This is a genomic window from Shewanella sp. 1180_01 (assembly GCF_052850535.1).
Genome location: NZ_VXCT01000012.1, coordinates 1 through 25,772, shown reverse-complemented (window position 1 = coordinate 25,772; position 25,772 = coordinate 1). Strand labels below are relative to the sequence as shown.

At 45.6% G+C, this 25,772-nt stretch carries 26 protein-coding genes and 1 riboswitch; of the genes, 3 read left to right on the top strand and 23 right to left on the bottom strand.

Annotation, left to right across the window (positions count from 1 at the left end):
* Positions 1-36: 36 nt before the first annotated feature.
* From FW758_RS08965 to FW758_RS08950, 4 genes are all read right to left on the bottom strand, one after another.
* Positions 37-2,871: an ExeM/NucH family extracellular endonuclease gene (locus FW758_RS08965; RefSeq protein ID WP_446445201.1), complete on the bottom strand. Its 2,835-nt coding sequence runs from the start codon at positions 2,869-2,871 to the stop codon at positions 37-39.
* A 314-nt stretch (positions 2,872-3,185) separates the two neighbouring features.
* A complete protein-coding gene (locus FW758_RS08960; RefSeq protein ID WP_446445200.1) occupies positions 3,186-3,701 on the bottom strand; it encodes a GDYXXLXY domain-containing protein in 516 nt (171 codons plus the stop codon).
* Complete coding sequence (locus FW758_RS08955; protein ID WP_446445199.1) at positions 3,701-4,900, bottom strand: DUF4401 domain-containing protein; 1,200 nt, start codon at positions 4,898-4,900, stop codon at positions 3,701-3,703. Before FW758_RS08955 ends, FW758_RS08960 begins: the two co-directional genes overlap by 1 nt.
* Positions 4,887-6,056, bottom strand: coding sequence for a DUF2157 domain-containing protein (locus FW758_RS08950; protein ID WP_446445198.1), 1,170 nt, complete (start codon positions 6,054-6,056; stop codon positions 4,887-4,889). The genes FW758_RS08955 and FW758_RS08950 overlap by 14 nt, the downstream gene beginning before the upstream one ends.
* Positions 6,057-6,193: 137 nt before the next feature.
* On the opposite strand from FW758_RS08950, the gene FW758_RS08945 reads away from it, so the two are divergent.
* Positions 6,194-7,024 carry a substrate-binding periplasmic protein gene (locus FW758_RS08945; protein WP_446445197.1) on the top strand — a complete coding sequence of 277 codons (831 nt, stop codon included), beginning with the start codon at positions 6,194-6,196 and terminating at the stop codon, positions 7,022-7,024.
* Between the two features lie 119 nt (positions 7,025-7,143).
* Here FW758_RS08945 and FW758_RS08940 read toward each other — a convergent pair whose 3' ends face one another.
* From FW758_RS08940 to hinT, 17 genes are all read right to left on the bottom strand, one after another.
* Positions 7,144-7,539 (bottom strand): hypothetical protein, encoded by a 396-nt coding sequence (locus FW758_RS08940; protein ID WP_446445196.1) that lies wholly within the window; start codon positions 7,537-7,539, stop codon positions 7,144-7,146.
* A gap of 303 nt (positions 7,540-7,842) precedes the next feature.
* Positions 7,843-8,247, bottom strand: coding sequence for a hypothetical protein (locus FW758_RS08935; protein ID WP_012587851.1), 405 nt, complete (start codon positions 8,245-8,247; stop codon positions 7,843-7,845).
* 32 nt (positions 8,248-8,279) lie between these two features.
* Positions 8,280-8,744, bottom strand: a complete 465-nt coding sequence (locus FW758_RS08930; protein WP_006081317.1) for a GNAT family N-acetyltransferase — start codon at positions 8,742-8,744, stop codon at positions 8,280-8,282.
* 19 nt (positions 8,745-8,763) lie between these two features.
* On the bottom strand, positions 8,764-9,369 hold the full coding sequence (locus FW758_RS08925; protein ID WP_259578243.1) for a GNAT family N-acetyltransferase: 606 nt from the start codon (positions 9,367-9,369) through the stop codon (positions 8,764-8,766).
* Between the two features lie 431 nt (positions 9,370-9,800).
* On the bottom strand, positions 9,801-10,430 hold the full coding sequence (locus FW758_RS08920; RefSeq protein ID WP_446445195.1) for a 2OG-Fe(II) oxygenase: 630 nt from the start codon (positions 10,428-10,430) through the stop codon (positions 9,801-9,803).
* 188 nt (positions 10,431-10,618) lie between these two features.
* Positions 10,619-11,122: a GNAT family N-acetyltransferase gene (locus tag FW758_RS08915; protein ID WP_446445194.1), complete on the bottom strand. Its 504-nt coding sequence runs from the start codon at positions 11,120-11,122 to the stop codon at positions 10,619-10,621.
* Positions 11,123-11,177: 55 nt separating this feature from the next.
* Positions 11,178-11,726 carry an NAD(P)H nitroreductase gene (locus FW758_RS08910; protein WP_107947147.1) on the bottom strand — a complete coding sequence of 183 codons (549 nt, stop codon included), beginning with the start codon at positions 11,724-11,726 and terminating at the stop codon, positions 11,178-11,180.
* A gap of 136 nt (positions 11,727-11,862) precedes the next feature.
* Positions 11,863-12,456, bottom strand: coding sequence for an HvfX family Cu-binding RiPP maturation protein (locus tag FW758_RS08905; RefSeq protein WP_107947146.1), 594 nt, complete (start codon positions 12,454-12,456; stop codon positions 11,863-11,865).
* A gap of 70 nt (positions 12,457-12,526) precedes the next feature.
* The gene (locus FW758_RS08900) at positions 12,527-13,399 is read right to left on the bottom strand and encodes a DUF6279 family lipoprotein (RefSeq protein WP_126492145.1); all 873 of its coding nucleotides are present in this window, start codon (positions 13,397-13,399) and stop codon (positions 12,527-12,529) included.
* Between the two features lie 146 nt (positions 13,400-13,545).
* Positions 13,546-14,709, bottom strand: a complete 1,164-nt coding sequence (locus FW758_RS08895) for a phosphotransferase (protein ID WP_446445193.1) — start codon at positions 14,707-14,709, stop codon at positions 13,546-13,548.
* A complete protein-coding gene (gene pnuC, locus FW758_RS08890) occupies positions 14,709-15,362 on the bottom strand; it encodes a nicotinamide riboside transporter PnuC (RefSeq protein ID WP_012196928.1) in 654 nt (217 codons plus the stop codon). The genes FW758_RS08895 and pnuC overlap by 1 nt, the downstream gene beginning before the upstream one ends.
* Positions 15,363-15,408: 46 nt before the next feature.
* The gene (locus FW758_RS08885; protein WP_006081308.1) at positions 15,409-15,669 is read right to left on the bottom strand and encodes a hypothetical protein; all 261 of its coding nucleotides are present in this window, start codon (positions 15,667-15,669) and stop codon (positions 15,409-15,411) included.
* Positions 15,670-15,775: 106 nt separating this feature from the next.
* Positions 15,776-18,010 carry a TonB-dependent receptor gene (locus FW758_RS08880; protein ID WP_446445192.1) on the bottom strand — a complete coding sequence of 745 codons (2,235 nt, stop codon included), beginning with the start codon at positions 18,008-18,010 and terminating at the stop codon, positions 15,776-15,778.
* Between the two features lie 54 nt (positions 18,011-18,064).
* A riboswitch (TPP riboswitch) is annotated at positions 18,065-18,190 on the bottom strand.
* A gap of 92 nt (positions 18,191-18,282) precedes the next feature.
* A complete protein-coding gene (locus FW758_RS08875) occupies positions 18,283-18,678 on the bottom strand; it encodes a YcfL family protein (protein WP_259215710.1) in 396 nt (131 codons plus the stop codon).
* A gap of 141 nt (positions 18,679-18,819) precedes the next feature.
* Positions 18,820-19,317: a PaaI family thioesterase gene (locus FW758_RS08870; protein ID WP_006086342.1), complete on the bottom strand. Its 498-nt coding sequence runs from the start codon at positions 19,315-19,317 to the stop codon at positions 18,820-18,822.
* The gene (locus tag FW758_RS08865) at positions 19,304-19,831 is read right to left on the bottom strand and encodes a PaaI family thioesterase (RefSeq protein WP_006081304.1); all 528 of its coding nucleotides are present in this window, start codon (positions 19,829-19,831) and stop codon (positions 19,304-19,306) included. Before FW758_RS08865 ends, FW758_RS08870 begins: the two co-directional genes overlap by 14 nt.
* On the bottom strand, positions 19,828-20,184 hold the full coding sequence (hinT, locus tag FW758_RS08860) for a purine nucleoside phosphoramidase (RefSeq protein WP_006081303.1): 357 nt from the start codon (positions 20,182-20,184) through the stop codon (positions 19,828-19,830). The genes FW758_RS08865 and hinT overlap by 4 nt, the downstream gene beginning before the upstream one ends.
* Positions 20,185-20,590: 406 nt before the next feature.
* Here hinT and FW758_RS08855 point away from each other — a divergent pair, with 406 nt between their 5' ends.
* Positions 20,591-22,357 (top strand): M61 family metallopeptidase, encoded by a 1,767-nt coding sequence (locus tag FW758_RS08855; RefSeq protein WP_446445191.1) that lies wholly within the window; start codon positions 20,591-20,593, stop codon positions 22,355-22,357.
* Between the two features lie 169 nt (positions 22,358-22,526).
* Here the strand turns inward: FW758_RS08855 and FW758_RS08850 are convergent, their stop codons facing one another.
* Entirely contained in the window at positions 22,527-23,162 is a 636-nt protein-coding gene (locus FW758_RS08850; RefSeq protein WP_006081301.1) for a LuxR C-terminal-related transcriptional regulator, read from the bottom strand.
* Positions 23,163-23,459: 297 nt separating this feature from the next.
* On the opposite strand from FW758_RS08850, the gene FW758_RS08845 reads away from it, so the two are divergent.
* Positions 23,460-24,206, top strand: a complete 747-nt coding sequence (locus FW758_RS08845) for a cytochrome b/b6 domain-containing protein (protein ID WP_259524077.1) — start codon at positions 23,460-23,462, stop codon at positions 24,204-24,206.
* A gap of 57 nt (positions 24,207-24,263) precedes the next feature.
* Here FW758_RS08845 and FW758_RS08840 read toward each other — a convergent pair whose 3' ends face one another.
* Positions 24,264-25,514 (bottom strand): tetratricopeptide repeat protein, encoded by a 1,251-nt coding sequence (locus tag FW758_RS08840; protein WP_446445190.1) that lies wholly within the window; start codon positions 25,512-25,514, stop codon positions 24,264-24,266.
* Positions 25,515-25,772 lie beyond the last annotated feature (258 nt).

Here is a 25,772-nt window from a genome sequence, read left to right as displayed (position 1 = left end):
GGCGTCACTTAAAATCAGCGGAATAAAAGGACTGACTTAACGATACGTCAGCGTCGTAGTATCCGTTAACTTGTCGTTATCTTTAACGGTCAGTTCAACTGTGTGTTGTCCACGGCGGGCAAGGCGCAATACCACTTGACCGTTAGCGCGGGTGCCGTTGTCGAACGTCCACTTATGTTGCTTGATTACGCCATCGGTATCGTAGCTAGTCGAGATAAACATATCGACGAACAATAAATTGATACGTTGAATTTGCGCAACAGGCGGTTGTTTTACCTCTCCAACAACCACAGTCACAGTTTGCGACGTGCTATGGGTTAAGCCATCGTTGTCAGTCACAGTTAGCGTGACCAGATACTCGCCGCTTTGGCTGTAACTGTGAGTCACTACCTCACCCACTGCCACTGTGCTATCACCAAAGCTCCACTCGGCAGACACGATTTGTCCATCGCTGTCGGTTGAAGTGGATGTCAGTTGCACCGCAGCGCCATTCACCACTTGGGTGAAACTGGCCACTGGCGCGACTTTTTCCGCTTCGAGCAAGAGTGAAATCACCACAGGATCGTGATCCGATGAGCGATACGCATCAGTAGCGAATAAGTCTTGGATTTGAGCAGGCGTCTTAAACTCTTCGTTATAATCCAATACGCGCGGTTCGTCGGTATTGATATGCCACTCAGTTACATCCACCACTTTATCCAGCAGGGCAGCGTTTGCTAAAGCATGATCCAACTGACCCGATTCTGCCGAGAATACATAGGAATAAGGGTTCGGCTTTTCAAGTTTGGCAAACAGCTCACTAAAGCCCGCGTTACCTAACGCCGTTAATGGATCTTCCTGCGCATAAGCGTTCAAATCACCAATCAGCAGTACACCTTGATCTGGATATTGCTCGCTGATCCATTGACCTGCGGCAGTCGCCGCACGGGTACGAGTGATATTACAGTTGCCTTGACCATCATTGAGATCAGGATCGCCCGCACATTCACTGCCCTTAGATTTAAGGTGATTAACCGCAACAACCACGCCCTCTTCAGTGCCGTTCATGCTAAAGGCTTGGGTCAGCATTGGACGGTTTTTACTGTCGTCAAACAAGGGCTTTTGATCGCTATCTAATGGCGAATTGGCACTGGATAGAATGCGTGCAGCGCCCTGCGGCGTGACTTTATCACTACGATAAATCAAGCCAACTGTGATGGCATCGGTGCCAATCGCATTCATGCCTGTTGGCGCGATATAAGCGTAACGCGCTTCACCCACAGCGGCATTCAAACCTGCGACTAAATCAGCAATGGCCGAATTTGCGCCAAAGCCATCGTTCTCGATTTCCATCAAACCAAATACGTCGGCACTAATGCCCACCATGGCGCTGACAATCTTCGCCTTTTGACGCTCAAATTCGCTCAACGTATTGGCACCACGGGCAGTTGGGAATCCTGCACCTTGACCATCACCGTTGAAGTAGTTAAGCACGTTAAAGCTAGCGACTTTTAGATTACCGCCCTCAACCAATGTGGGTGCGATTGGGCGTGGGTTTTCCGCCACAAAGTTCACAGTTTCGATTGGCATAATACGATACAGATTGAAGCCATAGTGCATTACACCCGTAAGCGATGTGGCTTTATCGCCTACACGCACTGTGTTTGATGCGCTCAAACCAGGAGCGGGGAATTGCACAGGATCTGGATTCTGCGCTGTTAAACCGTCATCCAATAAAATACTGTCGCGTTGGTTAGCCGCGCTCACTGCCAGCGCATCCGCGCCCGGTGCAGCGACTTGCGTACCGATAAAGTGGCGCTGACTGCCTAATGAAATCTCGCCGTAACGACCTAGATTGTAGACTTCGTTCACCACTAAATCTTGGCTAAAACGAACACGCATGCCCTCAAATGGCTCAAAATCATCACTGCTGTTAACCGGTAAGGTCACCACAGCCGCCGTTGGCAATGCTTGCGCAGTGGCACACAACTTATGATCTGATACAGTCGTTAGTTCAGTTAAGCCTTGATATTCAGTGACTTTGGCTTTTAAACGAATACGATCGCCCGCCACATACGCGGTAGGCGCAGTGCCGGTATACACAAACACCCCTTCCGAGGTTTGAGGATCGCTATCGGCTTCGTTATCAGCCATTTGCACGAAAATGCCCTTAAGACCGGCTTCTTGATTACTGACGACAACCGCTTCAACCACTAAGGTTTGACCATTGAGAGGACTGGCAGCACCCGCGCCTTGAAGCGCATGAATTGCTGTGGCTTCTTCGCCGCACACTAAAGAACTCGGTGGCGGGTCAACGGGATCGGTTGGCGTGCCAGCGCTGAATTTACCGAGATCAGAAATATCATCCTTCGCAAAACCTAACCAAGTGCTAAAGCTGACCGCATCATCACTGATGGGATCGGCAATCAGCTGATCAGGATTACGACGCAGGGTATTATCTTGAGTGGATAAATCACCACTGCCCCACTCGGCACCGGGATCGACACCAACTTGACCTAAACTATCAATCACTTGATTTTGATAAGTCAGTTCAATCGCATCGTCGCCGTTAAAGAAGCTGGCGCTACTCTGTTGATTGGTAACCGCAAGAATATCGGCAGACGCGTCGTTATCGGCAACCACATAAGTCGCACCCGCGGCTAATGAGCCAGTGAGCGCAATGGTCGTACCGACGTTGGTGCTGCCATTGAAATAGAAACGCAATTGGTATTGGCTTAAATCAATAACGCCCGCAGTTGGGTTATACAGTTCGATGGCTTTATTGTTGCTGCTGCCTTCGACGTATTCTGAAATGATCAAATTATCCGCGCCATGGGCAAGCCCACAAACGCTGCTGATGGCTAACGCCAGCACAGTTTTAGTGTTAAACATTGAGACCCCTAAATATATTGTTTTAATATTTTGTATTGAATTGCGATTTAATTGATGTGCTTAGATGCTTCAAGATGATGTCACCTCGAAGACTGACGATACTATAGGCGACCAAGGTTACAAATTGGTTGCGCCAAAGTTGCAACTTAAGGTTGATATTATTGGTGCGATTTAGCGATCAGAGCTAGGAAGAAAGCAGTACGGGGAATGCTGGCCGCCCATTACAAATGCGGCCAGAAATAATCAATGTGATTGGGATAAATCGCTCTTAACAGATATAAGTAGAGCCAATGGATGAAAGCCCCGACGCAGGGTTATAAGGGCTCAAGTTTTTCATCGAGTAAACTGACCAGCAGTAACTCACCTTGGGCGTTCACCCTAAACTCGCCGTATTTAGCCGCACTGAAATGATCGGCTTGCCCTTCTTCAAAGAAAAAGCTGTTCGATGCGAGCTTGATTTGATTACCACGAACACGAAATTGCACCCGCAGCTGATCTTTACCCAGCGCTTGGTCAGTATAAAAATCCACAAAACGTGCCACTTTTTGCCCATCTAGTGCCAGCAACAACTGACCCTGCATTTGTTGCGGCGCTAAGGCGCTACGCACATCGCGGGCAATGGCATATTCCAGCGCCATGTAATCCCCCTGCATTAACGAGCGCGGATCGACTGGCGCTAATGCAAAGCGCACGACTTGGCCGTGATTAAACAGTTGTTCAAATTTGAAAATGCGCCAATTCACGCCAGCAAGAATCGCAACGGTCGTAAAAAGTACTATGCCCAGCGCCCATTTATGTGAAGCCGCCAGTTTTCCCATCACATTGCCCATCACATAGTCTCCTTGGCATTTTCATTGGCAGGAAATAACCGCCACACCAGCATCCTTGCCACCAGCAACAGCGCGCCTAAACCCATCAAATAAGCAGATTTCAGCAGTAGTGTTGTTTCTAAGGAATAATAATATCCGCTGACAAACAACAGCGCCGACACAATTCCTATGCCTTTTAGCCAAGGCTCATTGCAATAATGGCCAAGCAGAATCAATAGGATAGCCGTCGATAACCCCTGCATGGGTAAAGATAAACCGCTAATAACGATTAAACCGAGAAAACAGCCTATCGCCGCCAGTGAACTGAGTGATTGTTGGCGTTCGCGAAATACAGTGACCAACAATAATCCGCAAATGACAAAAATAATCGACAGATGGATCAGCGTGAGCCACAAGCTTTGCTGCCAAGGACTGAATAAGGCTTCAAAAATACTGTCCATGCTAAAGGCATGCATCAGTTGCAATGTAATTAATGCCAGTGCAAAGCCGTAGATAAGCATGCGCGCGCGGCGGTAATGACGTCCGAACCGATTGATATTGAACAACACTAGGCTAATGATTAAGGCAAACAGACTTGGGCAGACATTGAGCCATTCGAACTTAGCCATGAGGCCAATCACGCACCAACTTAAGCCAAACGCGAACACAAACTGGGCTAATCCATGGGCAATTAAACCCCACAACAGCAAGAGAATACCCGCCATACACAGATACCAGTTGAGGCTAAAATCATTGTCGATTAAATCATAGAATCCCCAAGCCACACTGATTAAACCACTCAAACAGGCGGCAAAAGCAAATTGCTCAATGAAGATCTGTTGCCGCGGCAAAAAATACAACCCAATGCCCACGGCTAAATAGGTTAAGCCGATAAATAAGGCGACGCCCTCACCTACCCGCTCAAAAATAGCGCCAAATGCTGCCATCATAAAACCCAATAGAAACAAAGCGGCTATCCAAGCGGCAAAGGCCTGCATAGCGGCAATATACCAAGGAATATCCTGGTTTTCTGGCATTTGGGGCGTACTGACTTTGCCCTCGGCATACAAAGATTGCCACAGTGTTATCAGACTGGATTCACCCGATGCATCAATTAAAGCGGCATTCTCTTTTGAAGGAGACTTTAAAGGAGTCGCTACTGAACTCGTTAAAGAATTGGTCACCATGTCGCCATCCGGTAAGCCATTATTGTTGCTCATGAATGTCTCCCACTTTCCCTTGGGTCGCTCTCGCTGCGGGCTCAAGCTCTAATTCAGACATAGGTTCAGGTTCTAATTCTGACATAGATTCTGACAGTGGTTTAAGCTTGCGACTGAGTTCCTTTAACCAAATACTCAAACCTGTGCTCGCCAAAATGATGTAAAGCCCAATAAACAAAAAACCACCTATGGGATCATTGTCCTCAAACATCAGCCGAATCAGTAACGCAGCGCCCACGGCAATCAAGCTAAAACCGCCCAAGGCCAAGGGATAAATGCGCGGTAAGCGATAGCGAAAAATAACGAATCCCAACACTAGATGGGCAAAATAACCACAAACTATCCAAGTACTAAAGCCATCACCTTTAAGGAGATCATCGAAAATCAGCCAAGTGATGAACCAAGTAAAACAGCCCATCGCAAACAGTGAACACACATATTCGAGGATTGGCGCATGCCAGCGCCCCGCGACGTTGCGGCCTAACAAGACAAAAGCGTAATAGATAGATAAATTCAAACAGATAAAGATCAGCAGTTGACCTTGCTCATCCAAGAAGGCTCCCCATAAATGGGAAAAGGAATCCAGAAATATCCCTATACTTAGGTTAATAAGTCCCACCAGCAGCAGCCATAAACCATCGAATCCCGCCACCCAAGCAAAAGGCAAAATAACTAACGCCCACAGGGCGAATAGCTGCCAAGGATCGGCGCCCGTTTGATAGGTTTGTCCAACCAGTGCTAATAAACCGCCCACCAATACGCTCGCGGCCAATAACACACCATTGGCTGTCGTCGCACCAAATCTACTGTCGTTGCTTTGGTTACTATGACTGTGACGAAGGGAATGGGAAGCAGCAGAAAGGGAATTAGCACGATAATAGAGCCAAGCAAATGCGTCGATGGCGAGCACTATCGCCACTTCAATAAGGCCAAATTTGGCAAAACGCCCGAGGGATTGCCAATTGTAGGCAAAGAAAAAAATCACCCCAGAGGCAAAGCTCAAGGCGCCAAACCAAAGTAATAAGTTAGCGATTAAGCCACGCCAGCTCGACGCATCTGGCAACTCTGTGACCTGCCGATAAAGCGTATTCGCTTGCTCTTGCGTGATATGTCCCTGTTCAACCCAGCCACACACTTGAGATTTTATCCGGCTCAATGTGAGTTCTCCCTCATCCTGTTTGCGCTAGCTTACTATGACCTATTCAAAATTCGCACAATATCGACAGCGTTGAGTAAATTAAATTGTGTATACTTGTAAAAAATCATTAACCTTTGGCATGATTAGGGGTGACCATGGTAATAAGACAGTTGTATCGTCTACTCTTTAGTTTCATCTTAGGGATCAGCGTATTTTCGGCCGCAATCGCCCAAGATAACAATCAGTCGCCCACAGCAACTAATACAATAGTACCCAATACAATACCGACCATTCATGTCGGTGGTTATCAATTTTCTCCCTATGTGAATCTACAACAGGACGGCCGCTACACAGGCCTCACCCTCGATATCATTAATGCATTGAATCAAATACAACAAGAAGTGTTTTTTGAATTTACCGTCACCAGTGTTGAGCACAGATATAAAGCCTATGCCTTAGGTCGCTTCGACATGATGATATTTGAGAATCCCGCTTGGGGATGGCAGAAAATAGCGGATCAGTTTATTCCGCTACACATGATAGATGGGGAAGTGTTTATTGCGCTTAAGGCCAAAGCCCATAATCAAAATTATTTCAAAAACTTAACCAATAAGTCAGTCGCATTCGTTAAGGGCTATCACTATCAGTTTGCCCACTTTGAAACCGATGCTGACAAGTTGGCAAAGCAATTTCGCCCCTTGTTCGTCAGTAACAACAGGGCCTCTATCGAAAGTATTCTGCGCGAACGGGCAGACATAGCGCCCGTCACTCATTCCTATTTGCAGTATTATTTAAAGGTGAATCCACAAGACAGGCATTTACTTTTAATCTCAGACAAATGGGACCAAGAGTACGATAACGGCATCTTACTTAGCCTCAGATCATCACTCGATGCTAAAAAGCTTTCACACTGGGTTCAGCTGCTTATCGACAATGGTAAACTGGCCGAACTCGCCGCCCAATACGGGATTAAGTCGAGCCAATAATTCGCTTTTAGTTTCTTCAAGCCGTTAACGCTTTAAGCGCGATAACTATCCAAGAGCGAGGATTTATCTAAGCGCGACGATTATCCAAGCGCTATGACTATCCAAGTGCGATCAGCGATTTAGGCGACGGACAAGAGTGGTCCCAACATAGCCAAAGTGCCGATCAACAAGAAAATTAAGGCTTGCACTATGATCATCTGGCCACTATTTGGCGGGCTCAAAGTGGCAATATAAAACTGCCAAATCGCGAAGATCCCGTAATTCATCCCAAGAAATAACAATAAGCTAAAGGCATACATGCCTGGGATCACCTTAAGTGCGCAGGCTAAAAGTACCGCAGTTGAGGCCACAAAAAACACTGACTGGCAGTGAAATAAACAGCGCAACATTTGCTTGCTCTGCTGGGACACATTTGCCTTTAACAACGGCGCCAATAGAACACGTTTACCATAGATTAAATGGTATCCACTGACTCCAGCACTCAAGACAGTCGCTGCCATTAATGTTAAAACCATACTGCTCCTAGTTAGTGCTCATATTTGATGGTGTTTGAAAATCAATGCGTAAACAAAACGAGAATCGCAACCCTCGGCAATAAGACCCTAAAAACCCCGTTTGAGTTTCAGCTTAACAAAAATAACCTAGCTGGCTAAGAATCATTGAGTCAACCGGACCGCAACCAATTAACATTGGCCTGATAAAAATTAACTCGCGCAACCCAGTGCTAAGTTCTTAGCGCAAAAAGGAGCCCTTAGGCTCCCTTTCTTCACATGTTTAAAATCACATGCTTAAAAACCTGTGCTGACTAAAACCTGCGACTACATAGTTGCCATAGTCCAATAATCTAAACGCTTTTGCGGATCGGCTAATAGGTTTTTACATTCTTCTTTATATTTACCCATTAACGCACCTAAGTTACTTGAGCCACCTAAGCTTTCGATTTGACGCGCTTTAGCAGCGGCAACCGCTTGAGTCACCTCAGCTTCAGAGCTGTATTTCTTGGCTAGATTCTCAGCCTCAATTTTAGAGCTTTTTAAACGCTCACCCACGGCCTGCATTTGTGGTGCATTCATCGCCCCAATGGCTTCTGAGCTAATTTGATAGTAAGCGGCACATTCAATGGCTTCTTTACTAAACGCTTTTTCTGCTTCATCAGCCCAAACTGCAGTACTGGCACTCAATACTAAACCACCTAATACTAACGTTTTTACCTGAGTTAACATGTTACTTTTCCTTTTAATCGCCATAAATAAACCTACTCAAGCCCTCGGTGGATCTCAAGCTCGTAGATATAAAAATCTTGGTTACGCACAAAGCCTAAGCCTTCATACAAGCCCTGCGCGCGCTGGTTTTTTTGCTGTGTTTCTAACATCAAATAACTCATATTATGCGCTTTGGCATAACTGGCGGCCTGCTGCACTAGCGCTCGCCCAATACCGACACATCGAGCATGTTGAGTCACATACACATCATTGAGGATCAACATTGGAGCCATACGTAACGATGAAAAGCTGGGATACATTTGCACAAAGCCTAATCCAAGCCCTTGATTATCTTTGGCAATAAATATCACCGATGACTCATCTAACAATCTTGCATGAATAAACTGCTCCGCGGCCGCTACATCATCCCTGCGCCCATAAAACTGTCGGTACTCATTGAATAACACTGCAACCTCATGGACATGAGTCACATCTGCTCGAGTTATAATGCTTGCCATGGGCCTTTCCTTTTTATCGTTAGAGTGTTGGCGGTCGTTGTCGCAATCGAAATTGCAGACTGTTTTTCACCGCTGGCCACTCAGCATCAATAATGGAATACACCACAGTATCGCGAATTGTGCCGTCTTTAAGAATTTTGTGATTACGCAACACACCATCTTGCTTAGCACCCAGTCTCGCAATCGCTTGTCTGGAGGCTTGGTTATGCCAGTGAGTTCGAAACTCAACAGCAATGGCATCTAAGGTTTCAAAGGCAAAGGTCAATAGTAATAACTTAGCTTCGGTATTGATCCCCGTACGCTGGGCACGTTTTGCATACCAAGTGTAGCCAATCTCAAGGCGACGATTTTCAGACTCCCAGTTGCAAATGCGCGTGCAGCCGACAATTTCACCGCTCACTCTATCCCGCACTGCAAAGGGAAAACTCTGACCCCGCGCTTTTTCTTCGAGGGCTTTAGTCACATAGGACTTCACCTCGGCGGGTTCTGGCACACTAGTAAACCACAAACGCCAAAGTTGACCATCTGTCACAGCTAAACTCAATGCCGCCACATGGGACAGAGATAAGGGCTCAAGCACAATATGCTCACCCGTTAAACAACCTAAGTTATCTTCACTGCCCACAGTCTCGCCTCCGTTAGATGATAGAAAAGTGTGTTATTGCGCACATTTTTAACTAGCCTAACATTAAACGAGAATAAAAAAATACTCTATTTTCAGCATGATTGGACAAATTTATCCCATTGTCGGCGGCTTAGATTACCTAAAGCTTAAGAGTGTCAAAAAATTTGAAAAAATGAGTAGAAGGCAGTTAAAACAGGTTGGAAAAAATACTGCTGCGAAAGAATAAGTCACGAAATGGCCAATCAATATCCGAGAAATAGCCAATAACATTGCGCAGCGTGATTAGTGATGACGATGACCAAAAGCGGCAATCAAGAGCAAAAACACCTAAACCTGTGGGGCATTTAGGTGTTTGATATCAGTAGAAGTTAAAAACTAAAGTTAGAACCAAAGTTAGAACCAAAGTTAAAAACCATAGTTAAACGCTAAAGTTAAAAGCCATGCACGCTGTTACTGACCCTAAACCAACCCGCAATGCTATTACGCTGGGCCAAGGTTTTAGTCACTTCATGGGGAAAGCGCTCACTGAGGAAAATCACAAAATGGCCCATTTTAGGTGCGATACGTTCAATCTCAATGTCAATGTCAGCTTCATCATAGATAATCAACTCGCCACAATCTGCCGCTTTCCAGTCGGGATTTAAGAAAAACACTGTGGTTAAGATGCGGTTTTGACTGCCTTTTAGCGCATCGACATGTTTTTTATAGAATGCCCCTGGCTGATATACCGCATAGTGGCTTTCATAGTCGAATAACCCCATAAATAAGCGACGATTCAAGCCATTTTTGAGTTGCGTCATCAGCTCAAGATATTGGGCATCAGGCTCGTTGTGCTCTTCTAGCCACTGTATTCTGTCGCGGCGAATATCGGGATTTAATTGCTGCTCGGCGCCACGACCAATAGAAGCGGCTTTTAGCTCATGTGCTTGCGTCGATTGAATTTTTTCCAATAGCACTTGGCTAATATTGTGAGGAACTAAGTCAGATAAAAAGATATAGCCTTTGTCTACCAAGGCATCAGCGATCACGTCCAGCATTGCTTCACTTAATTGCGAAACCATTATGCTACATCCAATAAAAGGGCTACGCTTTTGCTGTACTCAAGGGCTCAAGGAGGGATTAAGTGAGCCTGATTTTCGAGGGGCGTCAATAAGAGATATGATTGCCATATCTCGACAGTAAATTTTGCGGAATTTTAGAGTAAAGAACGCCGAATTACAATAAAATAAAAACCCATACAAACAATAGGTTATGACTCGCCAAACAGTTCAACAGGCTCATCATCTGGGCTGAGCTGTAAACACTGCTCAAACTGTAATCCAAGTTTGTTCAGCAATGCCTTTGAAGCACCATTATGAGCACTCACAATCGCGACAATACGCTCAATACCTAAACTTTTACCTAAGTCAAAAGCGGCTTTCGCGGCTTCGAATGCATAACCCTTACCCCAATATTGCGGCAAAAATGCATAACCTATGTCGACATTATCAAGCGTCGGCCGCTTGATTAAACCGCAGATGCCAATAGTGAATCCATTCTCTGCGAGCACGACGGCGTAAAAGCCAAAACCACACTCGGCATAACTTTTCATCGGTCCATTGAGGATATAATCCTTGGCCTGCACAAGCGTGCGTACTCCTCGGTCGCCAATATTCTCAATAAAGCCTTGGCTATTGAGCAAGACTAACATAAATGAAGCATCGGCTGGGGTTAACTGCCGCAGAATTAATCTAGGAGTACGCGCCACTTGCATAGGATTTCTCCACTAGAAATAGACAATTTTTTTTAAAATGTTTTTAAACTATTTTTCATAAATAACGGACGTATTGGCTGCCGTCCTTTTGCGGTTTTTGGGGTGCCACAACCGCTGGCGTACCGACATACAAAAAGCCGACGATTTGATCGTGTGACTCAAGGCCTAAGGCGGCATTCACATTGGCATCGAAGGCAAAATCCCCTGTGCGCCATACTGCGCCAATACCTAAGGCAAAAGCCGCTTGTTGCATCGCCATCGTTGCGCAGCCCGCTGCAATTTGTTGTTCAAGTACGGGGACTTTAGGATGTTGCTGCGTTTTCGCCACCACGGTAATCACCATAGGCGCACGCATTGGCATGCCCTTAGCTTTATTAACGAAATCCTCATCGGCGCCACTCGCTTTAGCCGCCTCAACAAAGATTTCGGCTAAGGTGTTTAACCCTTGGTCAGTGGCAATAATAAATTCCCATGGGGCTAAGGCACCATGATCTGGCACACGAATGGCGGCATCTAAGATGATTTTTAATTGAGTCGCATCGGGAGCGGGAGCGATTAATCGCGGGGTCGATTGACGGGTGAGCAAAAGTTCAATAGCGTCCAAGTTCTTATCCTAGTTCGATATAAATTGCGTTCAAGCATAGCAAATTGCTGGCAAAGAGGCATAAAAAAATCCCACCGCATGGGTGGGATTTAACGCTTTGATTGCTATTTAAAATCAAGAGCACTTTATAAAAGGCTTACTTAACCCCGCAGCGCTTAGCGATAAAATAATCTAGGCTAGTGTAACGACCGCCGCCTAAGGTAAAGAGTGCCAACAACATAATGAAATAAGTTGCCGCAAACTCTATCCCATTATTAAGCACAGCTAAGTTACCTGAGCTGGTCAGCCAGTCGTAATTACCGTGCTCCTGCAGTAACTCTTTGGCTTTCGCCAGTTTATCCCCTGCTTCAAGCACTCTGTCGTTAGCTAGCCAAGAACTGCCATCGGCAATCGCTAACCAGCCATTTGGCCAATGCACGGTAAATGCGGCGACCAACATAGTGACCATCAAAGGGATAGATATCAGCCGAGTCGCAAGCCCAAGCAGCAATAAGATAGCGCCAAAGAACTCGGTTCCCGCTGCCAATCCTGCCATTACCGCCGGCATTGGCAGGCCTAAACCCCAATTGGGATTGGCAAACCAAGCCACGGTATCGTCAAAGTGGGCGAGCTTGTTATAGCCCGCTTGCATCAACACTGGCGCAAGGTAAATCCTGAGGGCTAATGGCGCTAAGCCATCGAAATAGCGACTCATATTGAGCAATTTTTGGTAAAGGGATGCAAGTGGCATAGTGTCTCTCTTTGACTAATTTATTGGCTTGCAGGAATAGACCCTAGCAAGCCAATAAATCTTTCATGGCCTAGGCTTTTTTTGCACTCGCCTCTTTTTCAATGGCTTCTTGATTAAGCTCGGTGAGATCTTGAATGAGCCCACCCAACTTTTTATAAAAATGTTTCGACTGCTTCTCCGACAAACTCGTGTGCATTGCCAGCAGTAAGGTCCCAAATGCCTCAGTATTTTTACGCAAAAACACTTTATGTTGCTCAGACTTAAGCTCATCAGGCTGCGTCATCAACAGGGTCAAACGCTCGGTTAATAGCGCTTTATCGGCGCGCTGCCCAAGGGCTACCTCAAACTGACGTAACCATTCGTGCCGATATTCAAGCCACATATCTAAGGTGGATAAACGCTGTTGATTATACTGATGAATAAGCACTTTTTGTTCTTCACTCACACTGCCAAGCCAGTCATCAAATTGCTCTTGAAGGTTTTCGTCGGCCTCTTTTTGTAACTGCGTTGGAGTTTTGCCGGCAAACTCTTTGACGAGCTCCTGCTCATCTTCCCGTAATTTGGCGAGGATTTGCTTCACCTGTTCATCTGACAAGGACATGATGATGGGCAGTAATTCTGGCAAGGCAAACTCAAACAAACGAAACCAATGCCGCTTAGCAATCTCCACATGCTCGGCCCATAATACTGGTGTTAAGGTATTGGTTTTGATGAGGCTTTCGACTTCGGTTAATTGCACCACATAGTGGGACAATTCTTTGGATTGGTGCCACAGGACAAATTTTTCAATGAGGGCGTCAAATGCCTTTTGCTGCGGTTTATCTAAGGTAACGTAGTCCTCTTGCTCCCAACCGATAGCCCAATCGAGGAAATGGTAACTGAATTTAGTGGAACAGGCACTTAAGCCTAAGAGACACACAAGTAGCATCACGCCTTTTTTCATTCTGAATCATCCATCCTAGAACTGTTGCTAATATGACGCTTGAGCCTATATAAAGTTGCCTCTTATATCAAACAAGTTTGTCTAATAAAGGTTTTTAATATGTTAATACTTTGCCTGCTTTAAATCGCCAATCGTGCAGCTAATCGTTATGATTCTTGGGTGATGAGCGGCCAAAAACAATCAAACCATGCGAGATAGTCGGCGCTACGACTGGGCTCCGTTTGCGCAGCCATCAATAATGCCCAGTAGCAAGCAAATACCCAGTACATGTCAATAGCGGCAGGCACGGCCGCTACGGCGTGGGCCGTGACATAGGGATGTTCACTCAGATATTGTGTCACTAACTCATTTTGCTGTGCAGGCGTTAATGCATGGGTCGCTAACACTACGGCTAACTCACACAGGGGATGCGACGCCGTCGCATACTCAAAATCGATACAATACAAACGGTTGTTTTTGAGTAGCAAATTGTGGGGATTAAGATCGCGATGGCAAAACTGCGGCTTAATTAAACAAGCCGCTAAGTCATCACACCAATATTTGATGTCGATTTGGATATTAAGCAGCTTAGCGACTCGCTCACTCCAATCGTGCGTGAGCGCAAGAGATGCCTGATAGGCAAACATCTGCTGGTGATATTCCTGCCATTGCTCTGTGATACTAATGGCATAAGGACCTGTGGGCAGTTCCCGCAATTGCAGCAATAATTCCAGCAGTAAACGCGCAGCTGAGTTGGGATGCTTATCTTGCTCTATTGGCATCAGCCAAGGCTCAGGATTTAAACAAGCTTGTTGTGAATCGCCGTGATGTAAAATGCCCAAAGACGACTGCCCCAGCATAAAATCAGCGGCACTGGTTTGGCGCTCTAATGCAGGCCAATGGATGAAGCGTTTACGTTGAAAGCGTTCGCTATCAATCACATTGTGTTCAATTACTGCACACTCTGCTCCGCTCGCTACAGCACTTTCGATAAGGCCACTCTCGATAAGGTCACTCTCAATAAAATCACTGAGGTAATAGCGCTCATCTTCACTCACCCACAGCAGTGCTGGGGCAAGTTTAGCTTGGGCGAGTTGTTGCCAGTAAAAACGCTCCTGCTGGCGGGTGCAAAAACTGTCCGCCGCATCGGCATTGACCCGCAGCACATAACTGCCTGCAGGCGTAGTGATCTTATAATTATGATTACTCAAGCCGCCCGAAAGCTCGCAAATACTTAACACTTGCTCCAGCCCAGCTCGTTTGAGTATGGGCAAGAGTGCGTTGAATGATTCGCCTGCAGTGTATTGCATGGCTGCGATTACATCGGGCATTAACTGAGTAACTTCAACGCATTGGCCTCACGGGCGTCGGCTAATGCAGTGCGCCACAGGAAATACCCTACTACAGCAAGCCCCACATAGAGTACGAATAATAACGAGGTCAGCATCAAGCCTTTGCTGAGATAGAGGTATATAGACACTATGTCGATGACGACCCAGTAGAGCCAGTTCTCAAGTACTTTCTTAGCCACTAAATAGGTCGTCATCACAGCAAAACAGGTCGTGGCCGCATCTAAATACGGGAACGCGGCTTGGGTATACGTTGCCATGCCGTGACCGACTAATAGCGAAATAACGCCCGTCACCGCGATCAGTTTCAAGTGGGTTTTCAACGGCCAAGTGGTCACTTTTACCCCTTGATGTTTATCGCCGCCTTGGGTCCAGAGCCAATATCCATAGAGCGCCATCGCCATATAATAGATATTCAGCACTGACTCCATCAGTAACGACACCTTCCAAAACAACACAGTGTAAATGGCGGTACTGGCAAAGGCCGCCGCCCAGCACCAGACGCTCGCCTTCATCGCCAGCAGTAGATATGCCATGGCCAGCAGTACCGCCAAGGCTTCCCATGCGGTCATCACATGGACTTCACCAAAGGCCGCATTCATACTCTCGACCAAGGTTAACCATAAATCTGTCATTGTGTTGTTCTCACTGCCTATTTATCGCGTATGTGACGGTACAGCGTTATTCGCTGTGGGCTAAATTAAGCTCACCACCGATAAACTTACACACAAATACTGCCTTGCCCCACTTCTCATGGGCAGCTTGCATCTCGGTCGCCAGCATCGTCATCACATCTAAATAATCGCCGCACACTTGTGTTGCCATCGCATTCGTCACGCGCTCGATATGAGGATAGCTATCCACCCGGCCAATGAACCACTTAATCGGATCGAGGTAGTTTTCATTGAAGGGATACATGCTAATTTCTGCGGTCAGTTTCATTTTAATTCCTTAAATTTGAGAGAAGCTGCAGCCCTTACAGTGGACTGCAGCTTAGTCATGAGTTAACCCAATAGGCTCATAGTGACATGTGCCATTACATCAGTTTTTACATAAACTTAACGTTAAAGGTTACGCCAATCTGACGCGGATCGCCGTAACGAATATATTGCTTTTCAGCCCAGCCATTATCTGGCTCGTTACCGAAGTAGAAGCCGCGCACACCGTATTCTTCATTGAACAAATTACGGCCCCATAAATAGGCTGACCATGCACTCGCCTCATAACCCACGCGGGCATTGACGATAGTGTAGGGCTCAGAGCGGGATTCATTGCTGTCGGAATAGTAAAACTCACTCTTACCGCTCAGGTTTAGGTTAGCAAACCAACCCGAATTGGCACGATAAGTCCCACCAAGGCTGTAGGTAAAGTGTGGTGAATGGGCCAGATCGCGGCCAGTTAAATCCACCTCAGTGCCATATTTGTCCTGATACTGATAATCGCCGTAGGCGGTTTCTAACCAACCTAAGCTTGAGTAAATTTGTAGATTATCCGTGGCATACCAGGTCGCATCTAACTCAGCACCATAGTTATTCGAACTGCCTGCGTTTTCGGTGAACAAAATAAAACGCTGTGGTTTATCAGGGTCTTGCTGGGATGCCGCCACCTGTTGATCTTGTCTGTCCATATAGAACAGCGCCAGATTAGTATCGATTAGCCCCGCTAGCCAATGAGATTTAAGGCCGATTTCATAGTTATAAAGCGTCTCAGTACTGAACTCTTTTTTATCGTTCAGTTCGACAGGCAAAGTCATGTTAAAACCGCCCGCCTTGTAACCGCGCGCGACACGGACATATGCGTTGTGTGAGTCATTCAGCACTTTACTCACTGCAATATGACCACCCCACATGGTTTCGCTCGGGTCGAAATTATCGTTATTCGTATCTGAGTAATGGCTATTGCGGCGCTCTAAACGTAAACCCACAGATAAGGCATAATCTGAGCCCAGATCCGTATCGAGCTGACCAAACAAGGCATAGTTCGTCGCTTCATACTCAGAGTCTAAGACTTCATCCGGCCAAGTATTGTATTCAGAATACAATTGGTTATCTTCTTTCAGATTCATGGCGTACACACCAAGCAACCAATCTGTGCTGTCCGCAAAGATTCGGCCCTGCTCGGTAGAACTTAAGCGAAACTCTTGCGACGCGGTTTTACGCTGACCCGTTTTATCCCAAAAATAATCATATTGGCACGGCGCCAGATTGCCATCGTCATCACTGCATTGCTTAGAAGCCCAATACTCTGGGTTCGACCAATCGCCATCGTAACTGTAATGGTGATCGGTATTCGCAAAAGAGGTTAACGAGGTTAACTCAAAGGTTTCGGCGCCAGAATAGGTCGCTTTAAAGCCTGCGCCTGTGGTGCGCTGGCTATCGACACCCGGTTGATCCGATGTCGTCTGGGTCGGTGAATTAGTTAAACTCCACACATCATAGCCATTATCAAAATCGGCGTGCAGCACAGTTAAATCAAACTGCAAATCGTCAGTCGCATACCAGCGCAGCTTAGCGCGGCCGCTGAACTCATCGCGGCCATTGGTATCGTCACGGCCTAAATAGAGGTTGTCGTGGTAGCCATTTTGTTGATGTTGCTGCAGTGACACGCGATAAAGCAGCTTGCCAGAATCCGTTAATGGGCCAGAACTGAAACCGCTAAACGTGCGTAAATCATCATCGCCTAACGAGACTTCGCCGCCATGTTCAAACACATCGGTGGGATCGTTACTTTTCAGATAAATCAGTCCCGCTAAAGCATTGGCGCCATAACGTGTGCCCTGTGGTCCACGCAGCACTTCGACTTGCTGTAGATCGTACATGCTCGACACCATACCAATACCGGATAAATCGATATCATCAATGATGTAACCCACAGAAGAATTAGGCGCACCTTGGTATTGCTCTTGCTCACCTACGCCGCGAATTTGAAAATATTTTGGCCGCGAACTTCCACCTGACCAGTTAAAGTTAGCAATAGAATTAAGCACATCCTCGAAATGCTGCGCGCTTTCATCTTGAATTTTTTGACTGTCGATAACGGTAATGCTGGAAGGCATTTTTTCTAAACTTGAGCTGCGAAAATCCGCCGTCACCACCATGACTTCCATCTCAGTGCTGGGATCGGGTTTATCAATAGCATCGGTTTGTGCAAATGCAGAAGTGCTCAGCGCGGCAACAATGGCTAACGCCAGCGGCGCTCGGGTTAAAAACAAGCTGGGTGTGATGGTTGAAAACGGGGAATGGCGTTTTGACGTGTTACTGTTTAGCGTTTTACTGTTTAACATAGGACCTCAAATACATAGTTTGAGATCCGGCAACGAATAAGCGATTCAGAAGTGTGCTGTTGATTGGCCCATTCCTACGCCGGTATTAGCCGGATCAGGTTCTAAGGGTTCGTCAACTGACATCTCAGTTTGCAGTAATTAACGTAAATTCATTCGCTGCAAACACCCCTTGGCGACGCCTAGTATACATGAGTAATAGGATGGGATGACACATTTACCTCATAAAATGAAAAATGCCAGCATAGCTGGCATTCTCTGGGCGAGCTCACCGCTTAATTCGAAAAGGTTTCGCGCACGTACACATCAAATTTAACCGCTTGGGCATTGGGCGCCACGGCGGCGACTTGCAATTGTTGCTTGCCATGCAACTTGACTGATTTCCAGCTCGTCGCTTCATCTTCTATGGTGTAGCCGCTGGCGTCGTACCAAGTGAATTTATACTGCACACGCATGTCAGTTGATGATTTGCTAACAATCAGCGCAGAGCCCTGCACTAAATCGCCAACTCGGCGTGCATCCACACTTTCAACTCCAATATCTCGGGCAAAGCTGGAATTATCGACGCGGGTTTCACCGAGCGAACTCACTGAAATACCTGCGGTATGTGAGGCACAAGCGCCTAAGGTCAGCGCCGCGGTCAATAATAGTCCTGTATAAATTTGTTTCATCTCTTTCTCCCAGTCACGCGACAAAATGCGCGGCCAGCGCGCATCATTTCCCATTAAACGACAAGCTAATCGAACTGTGCTGAACTTATGCTTAACAAGACAGACTTAATCATCCCTCGAACATCTGCTCAATAAAACGAGTTAATCAATCAGAAAGTGCGCCCGTGCCGTAGCGATGAGCTGCTTACGATTGGTTTGCCAACAATCGATATTCACGTTGGCTACTCTTCGCCCCTGACGGGTAATACGACATTCAGCAAAGCTATCTTTATGCAGTCCTGCACGTAAATAGTCGATGGAAAAATCAACCACTTTAGGCACTTTGGCTGTTTGCATAAAGACCATCAACTGCACTATCGCTGACATCTCCATAAAACCTGCAATGACGCCGCCATGGATAGCTGGCAACACAGGATTACCGATATTGTCGTCCTTAGCAGGCAGTTTAAAAATCAGTTCATCACCAAAACGTTCCACCTTCATACCAATAAATTTGGCATAGGGGACGTGCTCAAGTAAATGGCCGAAATCGTTAAGCTCAGTCGCGCGTTTAACAATGCCTTGCACATCGATAGGCGCTTTTACTTGGGCGTGTTGAGTGGCACTGGCGGTGCCAAGTTCCGAATTATTTGCGCTCATCAGTGTCTCCTATTTCAGGCACGGCTTCACCCATCAGCGCTTGTCTAAAGGCATCACCCACCATTTCTGGACTGATCCGCATAAAGGAACCAACAGCATGGGCAATAGGATCATCTATGCTGTCTTGATAAGCAATCGCGCGGGTAAAGGCAATGTTGGAAGACAACTTGTAGCATTCCGCAAAACCAAACACAGGCTTATGGGGCTGAGCGGGCTTCATATAATCCACCCGCAAATCGAGCGTCGGTGAGATTTCTAACAATTTGAATTTATGGAATATCGCGCTAACCACAGCACTGCCACAGGCGGTATCCATTAAAGTGGTAATGACTCCGCCGTGGATAACGCCCGTATCGGGATAACCAATTAATTCAGTGCTGTAGGGCAACTCAATCAACACATGGTGCTCGCTCGCCTCCAGTACGGTTAAACCGAGACGACGACACTGAGCGAGTTGATCAACAAACCGCTGCGCCATTTGGGTCAGCGGGAAAAAATCCGAATTGACCTTCATTTGCCTTGGCTCAACATGGGCCCCAGAGGCTCCCCGCCCACAAGGTGGAAATGAATGTGATAGACTTCTTGTCCACCGTGTTGATTGCAGTTCATGATCAGTCGGTAGCCATCTTTAGCGATACCCGCTTCCGCCGCCAATTTAGCGGCAACTGTCATCATGCGGCCAAGTACCGGCTCATCAGAGGCTTTCATGTCGTTCGCCGTTGGGATCAAATGATTCGGCACAATCAAAATATGGGTTGGCGCCTTAGGGGAAATGTCTCTAAAGGCAGTCACAAGTTCATCTTGATACAGAATATCCGCGGGAATTTCGCGACGAATAATTTTGCTGAAAATCGTTTCTTCGGCCATGGGGCGTCCTCCTTGGGTTAGTTGGCATAGTATATACCCAAACAACTTGAAGATGCATGATTCAGCGGGAGTTTAACGCACTTTAGGCAAGGCGGTTATTTGCGGACCTAGTGGGCTAAGTTAAAAATAACCAACAAAGCATAAAGTGCGTTAAAACCCGCCGGAACGGAGCGTCTAGGGCACTCCACTCCCGTGTTGCATCAATTCAAAAGGTGGCCGACATTCTGTCATTGATGCGCCTTGAATTGAAGCACCCTAGGCGCTCTGAACTCGTATCTTCAGGTTGCTTGGGTATATTGACAATTCAATACTTTGTGTCTGTAGATATTTTGCTTTTCATTTGCCAGTTGCAGGCATTTTTGGCAGCATGGCCACCATTAAAACACTCAGGTTTTGCAGGATAAATATGATCCATTACCAGATAATCCCCGTCGATCCGAAAGCCCATTTATTCGCAGTCACGATGACATTATCCCAGCCCAAGCCTGTGCAGGTCTTTAGCCTACCCGCTTGGCTACCTGGCAGTTATATGGTGCGCGACTTTGCTAAAAATATCATTGAACTCAAGGTACAAGATGCTAATGGCCAAACGCTTAAGCTCACCCAACTAGATAAGCAAACTTGGTCGGTTGACAATAATAGCAGCGAAATTATTCTAACTTATCAAGTGTATGCTTGGGATCTGTCGGTGCGTACTGCGCATTTGGACACAACCCACGGCTTCTTTAACGGCAGTAGCGTATTTTTATCCGCCCACGGTTTTGAACAACAAACCCACACTGTCACTATGTTACCGCCCTCTGAGCCCACATTAAGTGATTGGCGCGTCGCTACCAGCATGACCCGCATCAGTGGTGACGACTTTGCTTTTGGCCAATTTAGTGCAACAAGCTACGACGAGCTTATCGATCATCCAGTGGAAATGGGCTTATTTACCTTAGCCAGTTTTGATGCCTGCGGCGTCCAACACGATATCGTACTCAATGGCCGCCACCGCGCTTGCATGCCAAGACTCTGCCAAGACTTAAAAGCCATTTGCGAATATCAAATCAACCTATTTGGTACGCCTGCGCCGTTTAAACGTTATTTGTTTATGACCACAGTATTAGACAATGGCTTTGGCGGGTTAGAGCACAGAGCTTCTACCGCATTAATGTGTTCACGCAAGGATTTGCCGTTGTCGCTCGATGCGCCAATTAATAACGACTATCGCACTTATTTATCCCTGTGCAGCCACGAGTATTTCCACAGCTGGAACGTGAAGCGGATTAAGCCGGAGTGCTTTTTACCCTATAAACTTGAGGCTGAAACCTATACGCCACAACTGTGGGCCTATGAAGGCATCACCTCCTATTACGATGACTTCCTCACCTATCGCGCCGGACTGGTAGACGAACACAGCTATTTAGATATGCTGAGTGAGACCTTCACCCGCGTCTATCGCAGCCAAGGCCGCTTCAAACAAAGTGTTAAGGACTCCAGCTTTAATGCTTGGACTAAGTTCTATAAGCAGGATGAAAACGCGCAAAACGCCATCATCAGTTATTACACCAAAGGCGCGCTGTTTGCGCTGTACTTAGATTTAACCCTGCGCAGTGAAACCCAAGGCAAATACAATCTCGACCATGTTATGCAGATTTTATGGCAGGAATATGCTCTGCAAGACAAAGGCACGACTGACGGCTGTCACCAAGCGATTGTCGAGCGACTCCTAGGCCGTGATTGCCACGATTTGTTTGCCTACTTAGATAACACCGACGATATTCCACTGGCTCCGCTACTTGCCGAATTTGGCGTCGAGTTTAACCTTCGAGCCAGCCAAGGTCCGCAGGATGTGGGCGGCGGGCAAGCGAAAGGTTATGACATTGCCTTTGGCGCGAAAACTCAAGCGGCGCCGATGGGATTGAAAGTGGTGACTGTTACCCAAGGCAGCCCTGCCCACCTTGCGGGATTAAGTGCGGGGGATATCTTAATCGCCGCCGATAACTTGCAAGTCAGCGCGCAATTTGAGTCGCAGCTGCAGCAATATCCGCTGGGTGAATCCTTGAATCTACATTGGTTTAGACGGGATGAACTGATGACAGGTGAATTGATGATAACTGCCGCGCCTAAGGACACTGTCGCCCTAGCAATTAGTGACAAGACTAAACTCGCGGCTTGGTTAGGACGCTAATTTAACGTTTTGATTAGACAGGTTTTAAGAAAAACAAAAGGGGCAAAAGCCCCTTTTATCATTTCTGAGATAACACTTAACTTAGGTACTAATCTCTAAACGCACACATCTATGTCTAGATCAGTATTCCCTTGCTAAATCAGTGTCTTCTATCAGTGCTAATACAGACTTAAACCACCACATCGTGCAAATAGGTCTGCGCCCACGCGATCGCTTGACCACGGCTCGACACACCTATCTTACGGAAGACTCGGTACAAATGGGTTTTTATCGTGCTTTCACTGACAAACAACTGATTGGCAATATCTAAGTTAGTACTACCCGTTAAGAGAGCTTGTAATACTTCTCGCTCACGAATCGTCAGCGGTTCAGTATCTTCGAACAAACCAAAGTCATCGTTCACCCCATTGACGAGTTGAATTGGGATCACCCTATGGCCTCGTAAAATATTCGAGAATCCTAGGCTAATCTCAGTTAAACCCGCATCGAGATAAAACACCCCTGCGGTCGTGGCAGCTTGCATTAAAAAGCGCGCATCCACTTGTTTAGGGAATTGTAAATAGACGACTCGTACACTTGGTTGTTCACGGGCAAGTAAACGCTGAAATTGATGGGCTTTTTGAAGATCAACAGTCGCTAAATCAATCACTACCATGGAGGCATGATTATCCTTGATTTGTTCACACATCTCATCTGGGCTGACTTGCGTCAACTTAACGAGAAACTCCTGTGGCCAACGTCCTGCTAGCAGTTCCATTAATACTTGCGATCGTGACACTACAATCCAATGTAATATTTTGAACATCCTGCTCACTCCCTGTCTGATTAACGATTATTCACTTTGAGAACCTAAGATCATCTCAATACAACTTCAACATCCGTTCAATAGACTTCCAAGTCTATCGTGGTGACGATATTAGCATTAGATAAAACAGATTAAAAAGACTTACGTGAAAAATATTTACCGTACGCAAATCAAAAACTTCTAACACTTTCGTTGAATCCACTATCAATCAGAAGTCTTAATTGAAACTGAAAAAAATTACTGAAATTTTTAGATAAAAGCGTAAGATCATATCAACACAAAAAATAAGGAAATTCCATGTCCAGCAGTAAACCCACCGCGCTTGAAGTCAAATCCTACCCAGTGTGGGACAAACCGACTCGGTTATTCCATTGGATTAATGTCATTCTCGTGCTCGCACTCATCTTAGTGGGTGGCATCATGATGTATCGCACTGAGTTAGGCATCACTGAGCTAACTGGCAAAATTGGCTTAAAAACTTTACACGTGTGGATAGGATATGCGTTTGCAATCAACCTCATCATTCGCCTTGCGTGGGGTTTTGTCGGTAACAAATATGCGCGTTTCAGCCATATGTTTCCCAATGCCAATAGCAAAAATGAGTTAATGGCCTACAAGTCAGAACTGGCCGCGGGTAAAAATCCGCAGTATTTAGGTCATAATCCTAAAGGTAAATTTGCTGTCCTCGGCATTATGCTGCTGTTAGTCACTATCATGGTAACTGGGCTTTTACGCGCAGGAACAGATATTTACTACCCGCCGTTAGGTAGTGCAGTACAAAGCTATCTGGCCGATACCAATGTCGACCCTGCAAGCTTAAAACCCTATGATGCCACTGGGGTAAATACCGAAAAAGCAGATGCGCTTAAACCGCTGAAGGGACTTGCCGGTGAAGTTCACGTTTATGCGGTATATCTACTTTTGCTACTGATTTTACTGCATGTATTCGCAGTGGTTTATACCGAAGTTAAACGTCAACCTGGGATTATTTCTGCCATGTTCTCGGGCAAGAAGATCATCCAAGGTCAGCCAAAAGACGAGTAATGTTTAAAAAACTGACGCTTGTTTTCCAACAAGCGTCAAAACAAATGCTCCCAAATATTAATGATTTTGTTGACTTAACCATTGCAATTTTGCTTTATACATTTGTAGGTTATCAGGTAATTTTGCTAACTCTAACGCTTGATGCAAAGACTCTTGTGCTGAGCGTATATCTCCCAAAGCAAACTGGGCTCTAGCAAGATCATAGTAAGCTCTATGGAAGTAAGGCGTATTATTTAAAAATTTTTTTAAATAGATTTGTGCTTTTTTATAGTCCGCAGATTTTAATGCATCGAGCCCTAAACCGTACCATTCATAAGGTGTTGAGTCATTAAGAGCAAGTAGTTGTGCCTCGACTGAACTTAGCTCTTTTTTATCATCAACCTGTCTTAAAAGTTGTCGATAATTACTAAGTAACACAACTTGGCTATCAGCGATTTCAAGTCCATATTTATAAAAATCCCGAGAAGTGTCATAATCGCCTGCACGACGGTGTAATATTGCCATCATATTTATAACAGGTGAGTACTTAGGCGCTAATAAAACCCCTCTTTCAAGCATTGCGAAACTTCGACTTAAGTCACCTTCCAGCAAAGCATCTACTGCAAGATTACGATAAAACATCGCAAGAAACTCCTTCTCACTAACAATAGCGCCAGCTCGATCATTCACGTCTGGAAAATAATCAATAACTGTATGATTTCCACCACTTAGATAGTGACCCTTATATGCGCTTTCAGATAGAAAAACGCGAACATGATCCGAACTAACAACCAAATCATCTTTAATATCAGTAAGTAATGGAGAAGAGTGAATTACTTGAAAAGTGGTTTCTACATTCAATATATTAGCAACTGCATAAGTCAACAAAGCTAGACTCATACAATTTCCACTCTGGGTTCTCAATGCTTCTGATGCGATATAATTTCTACCCTCGTAGTTAAAGTGTTGCATTTTACTACTGATGAATTCAACAACTTGTTTTCTGGGTGAAAGTTTTTCAATCTCTTTTCTTCTTATGAAATCATTTAATTCAGTGCGCTGTTCACTTGTAAGACTTGATAAGCTATCAACTGACGGAACAGGAATAGTCTGAGTATTGAATAATGCGCTATGTGATACAGGTAGAACTAAAGACTTACTTGCGAGCAACTCATCTACTGAGGAATGTGAAACACACCCAGAGACAAGATTTAATAAAATAAAAAACGATAATATCCTATAAAGTGTTAAAGAAAATGCTACATGAACTCTTCTTTTTTTAGAGTTAGATGAAAATAAATAAAAAACATTACTTCCATGTTTAGTCATTTCACTTCCCTATAAAGTCAATTTACATGCTGAACACAAAATGTATACCACGAATGCAAATACCCAGTCAAAACCATCACTGTTGTAACCGATTTTTATTTACACAATGTGCCAGTAAAGCTATGAAAAATATTTATTATTTGAATTACATTTATTTTGGCACTTAGAGTTACCTAGAATAACTATTCAACTTCTACTCTCTATGCAAAAAAACACCAGCAATTTGCTTAATGCCGATCGTTTTAAGTAGTTGAACGA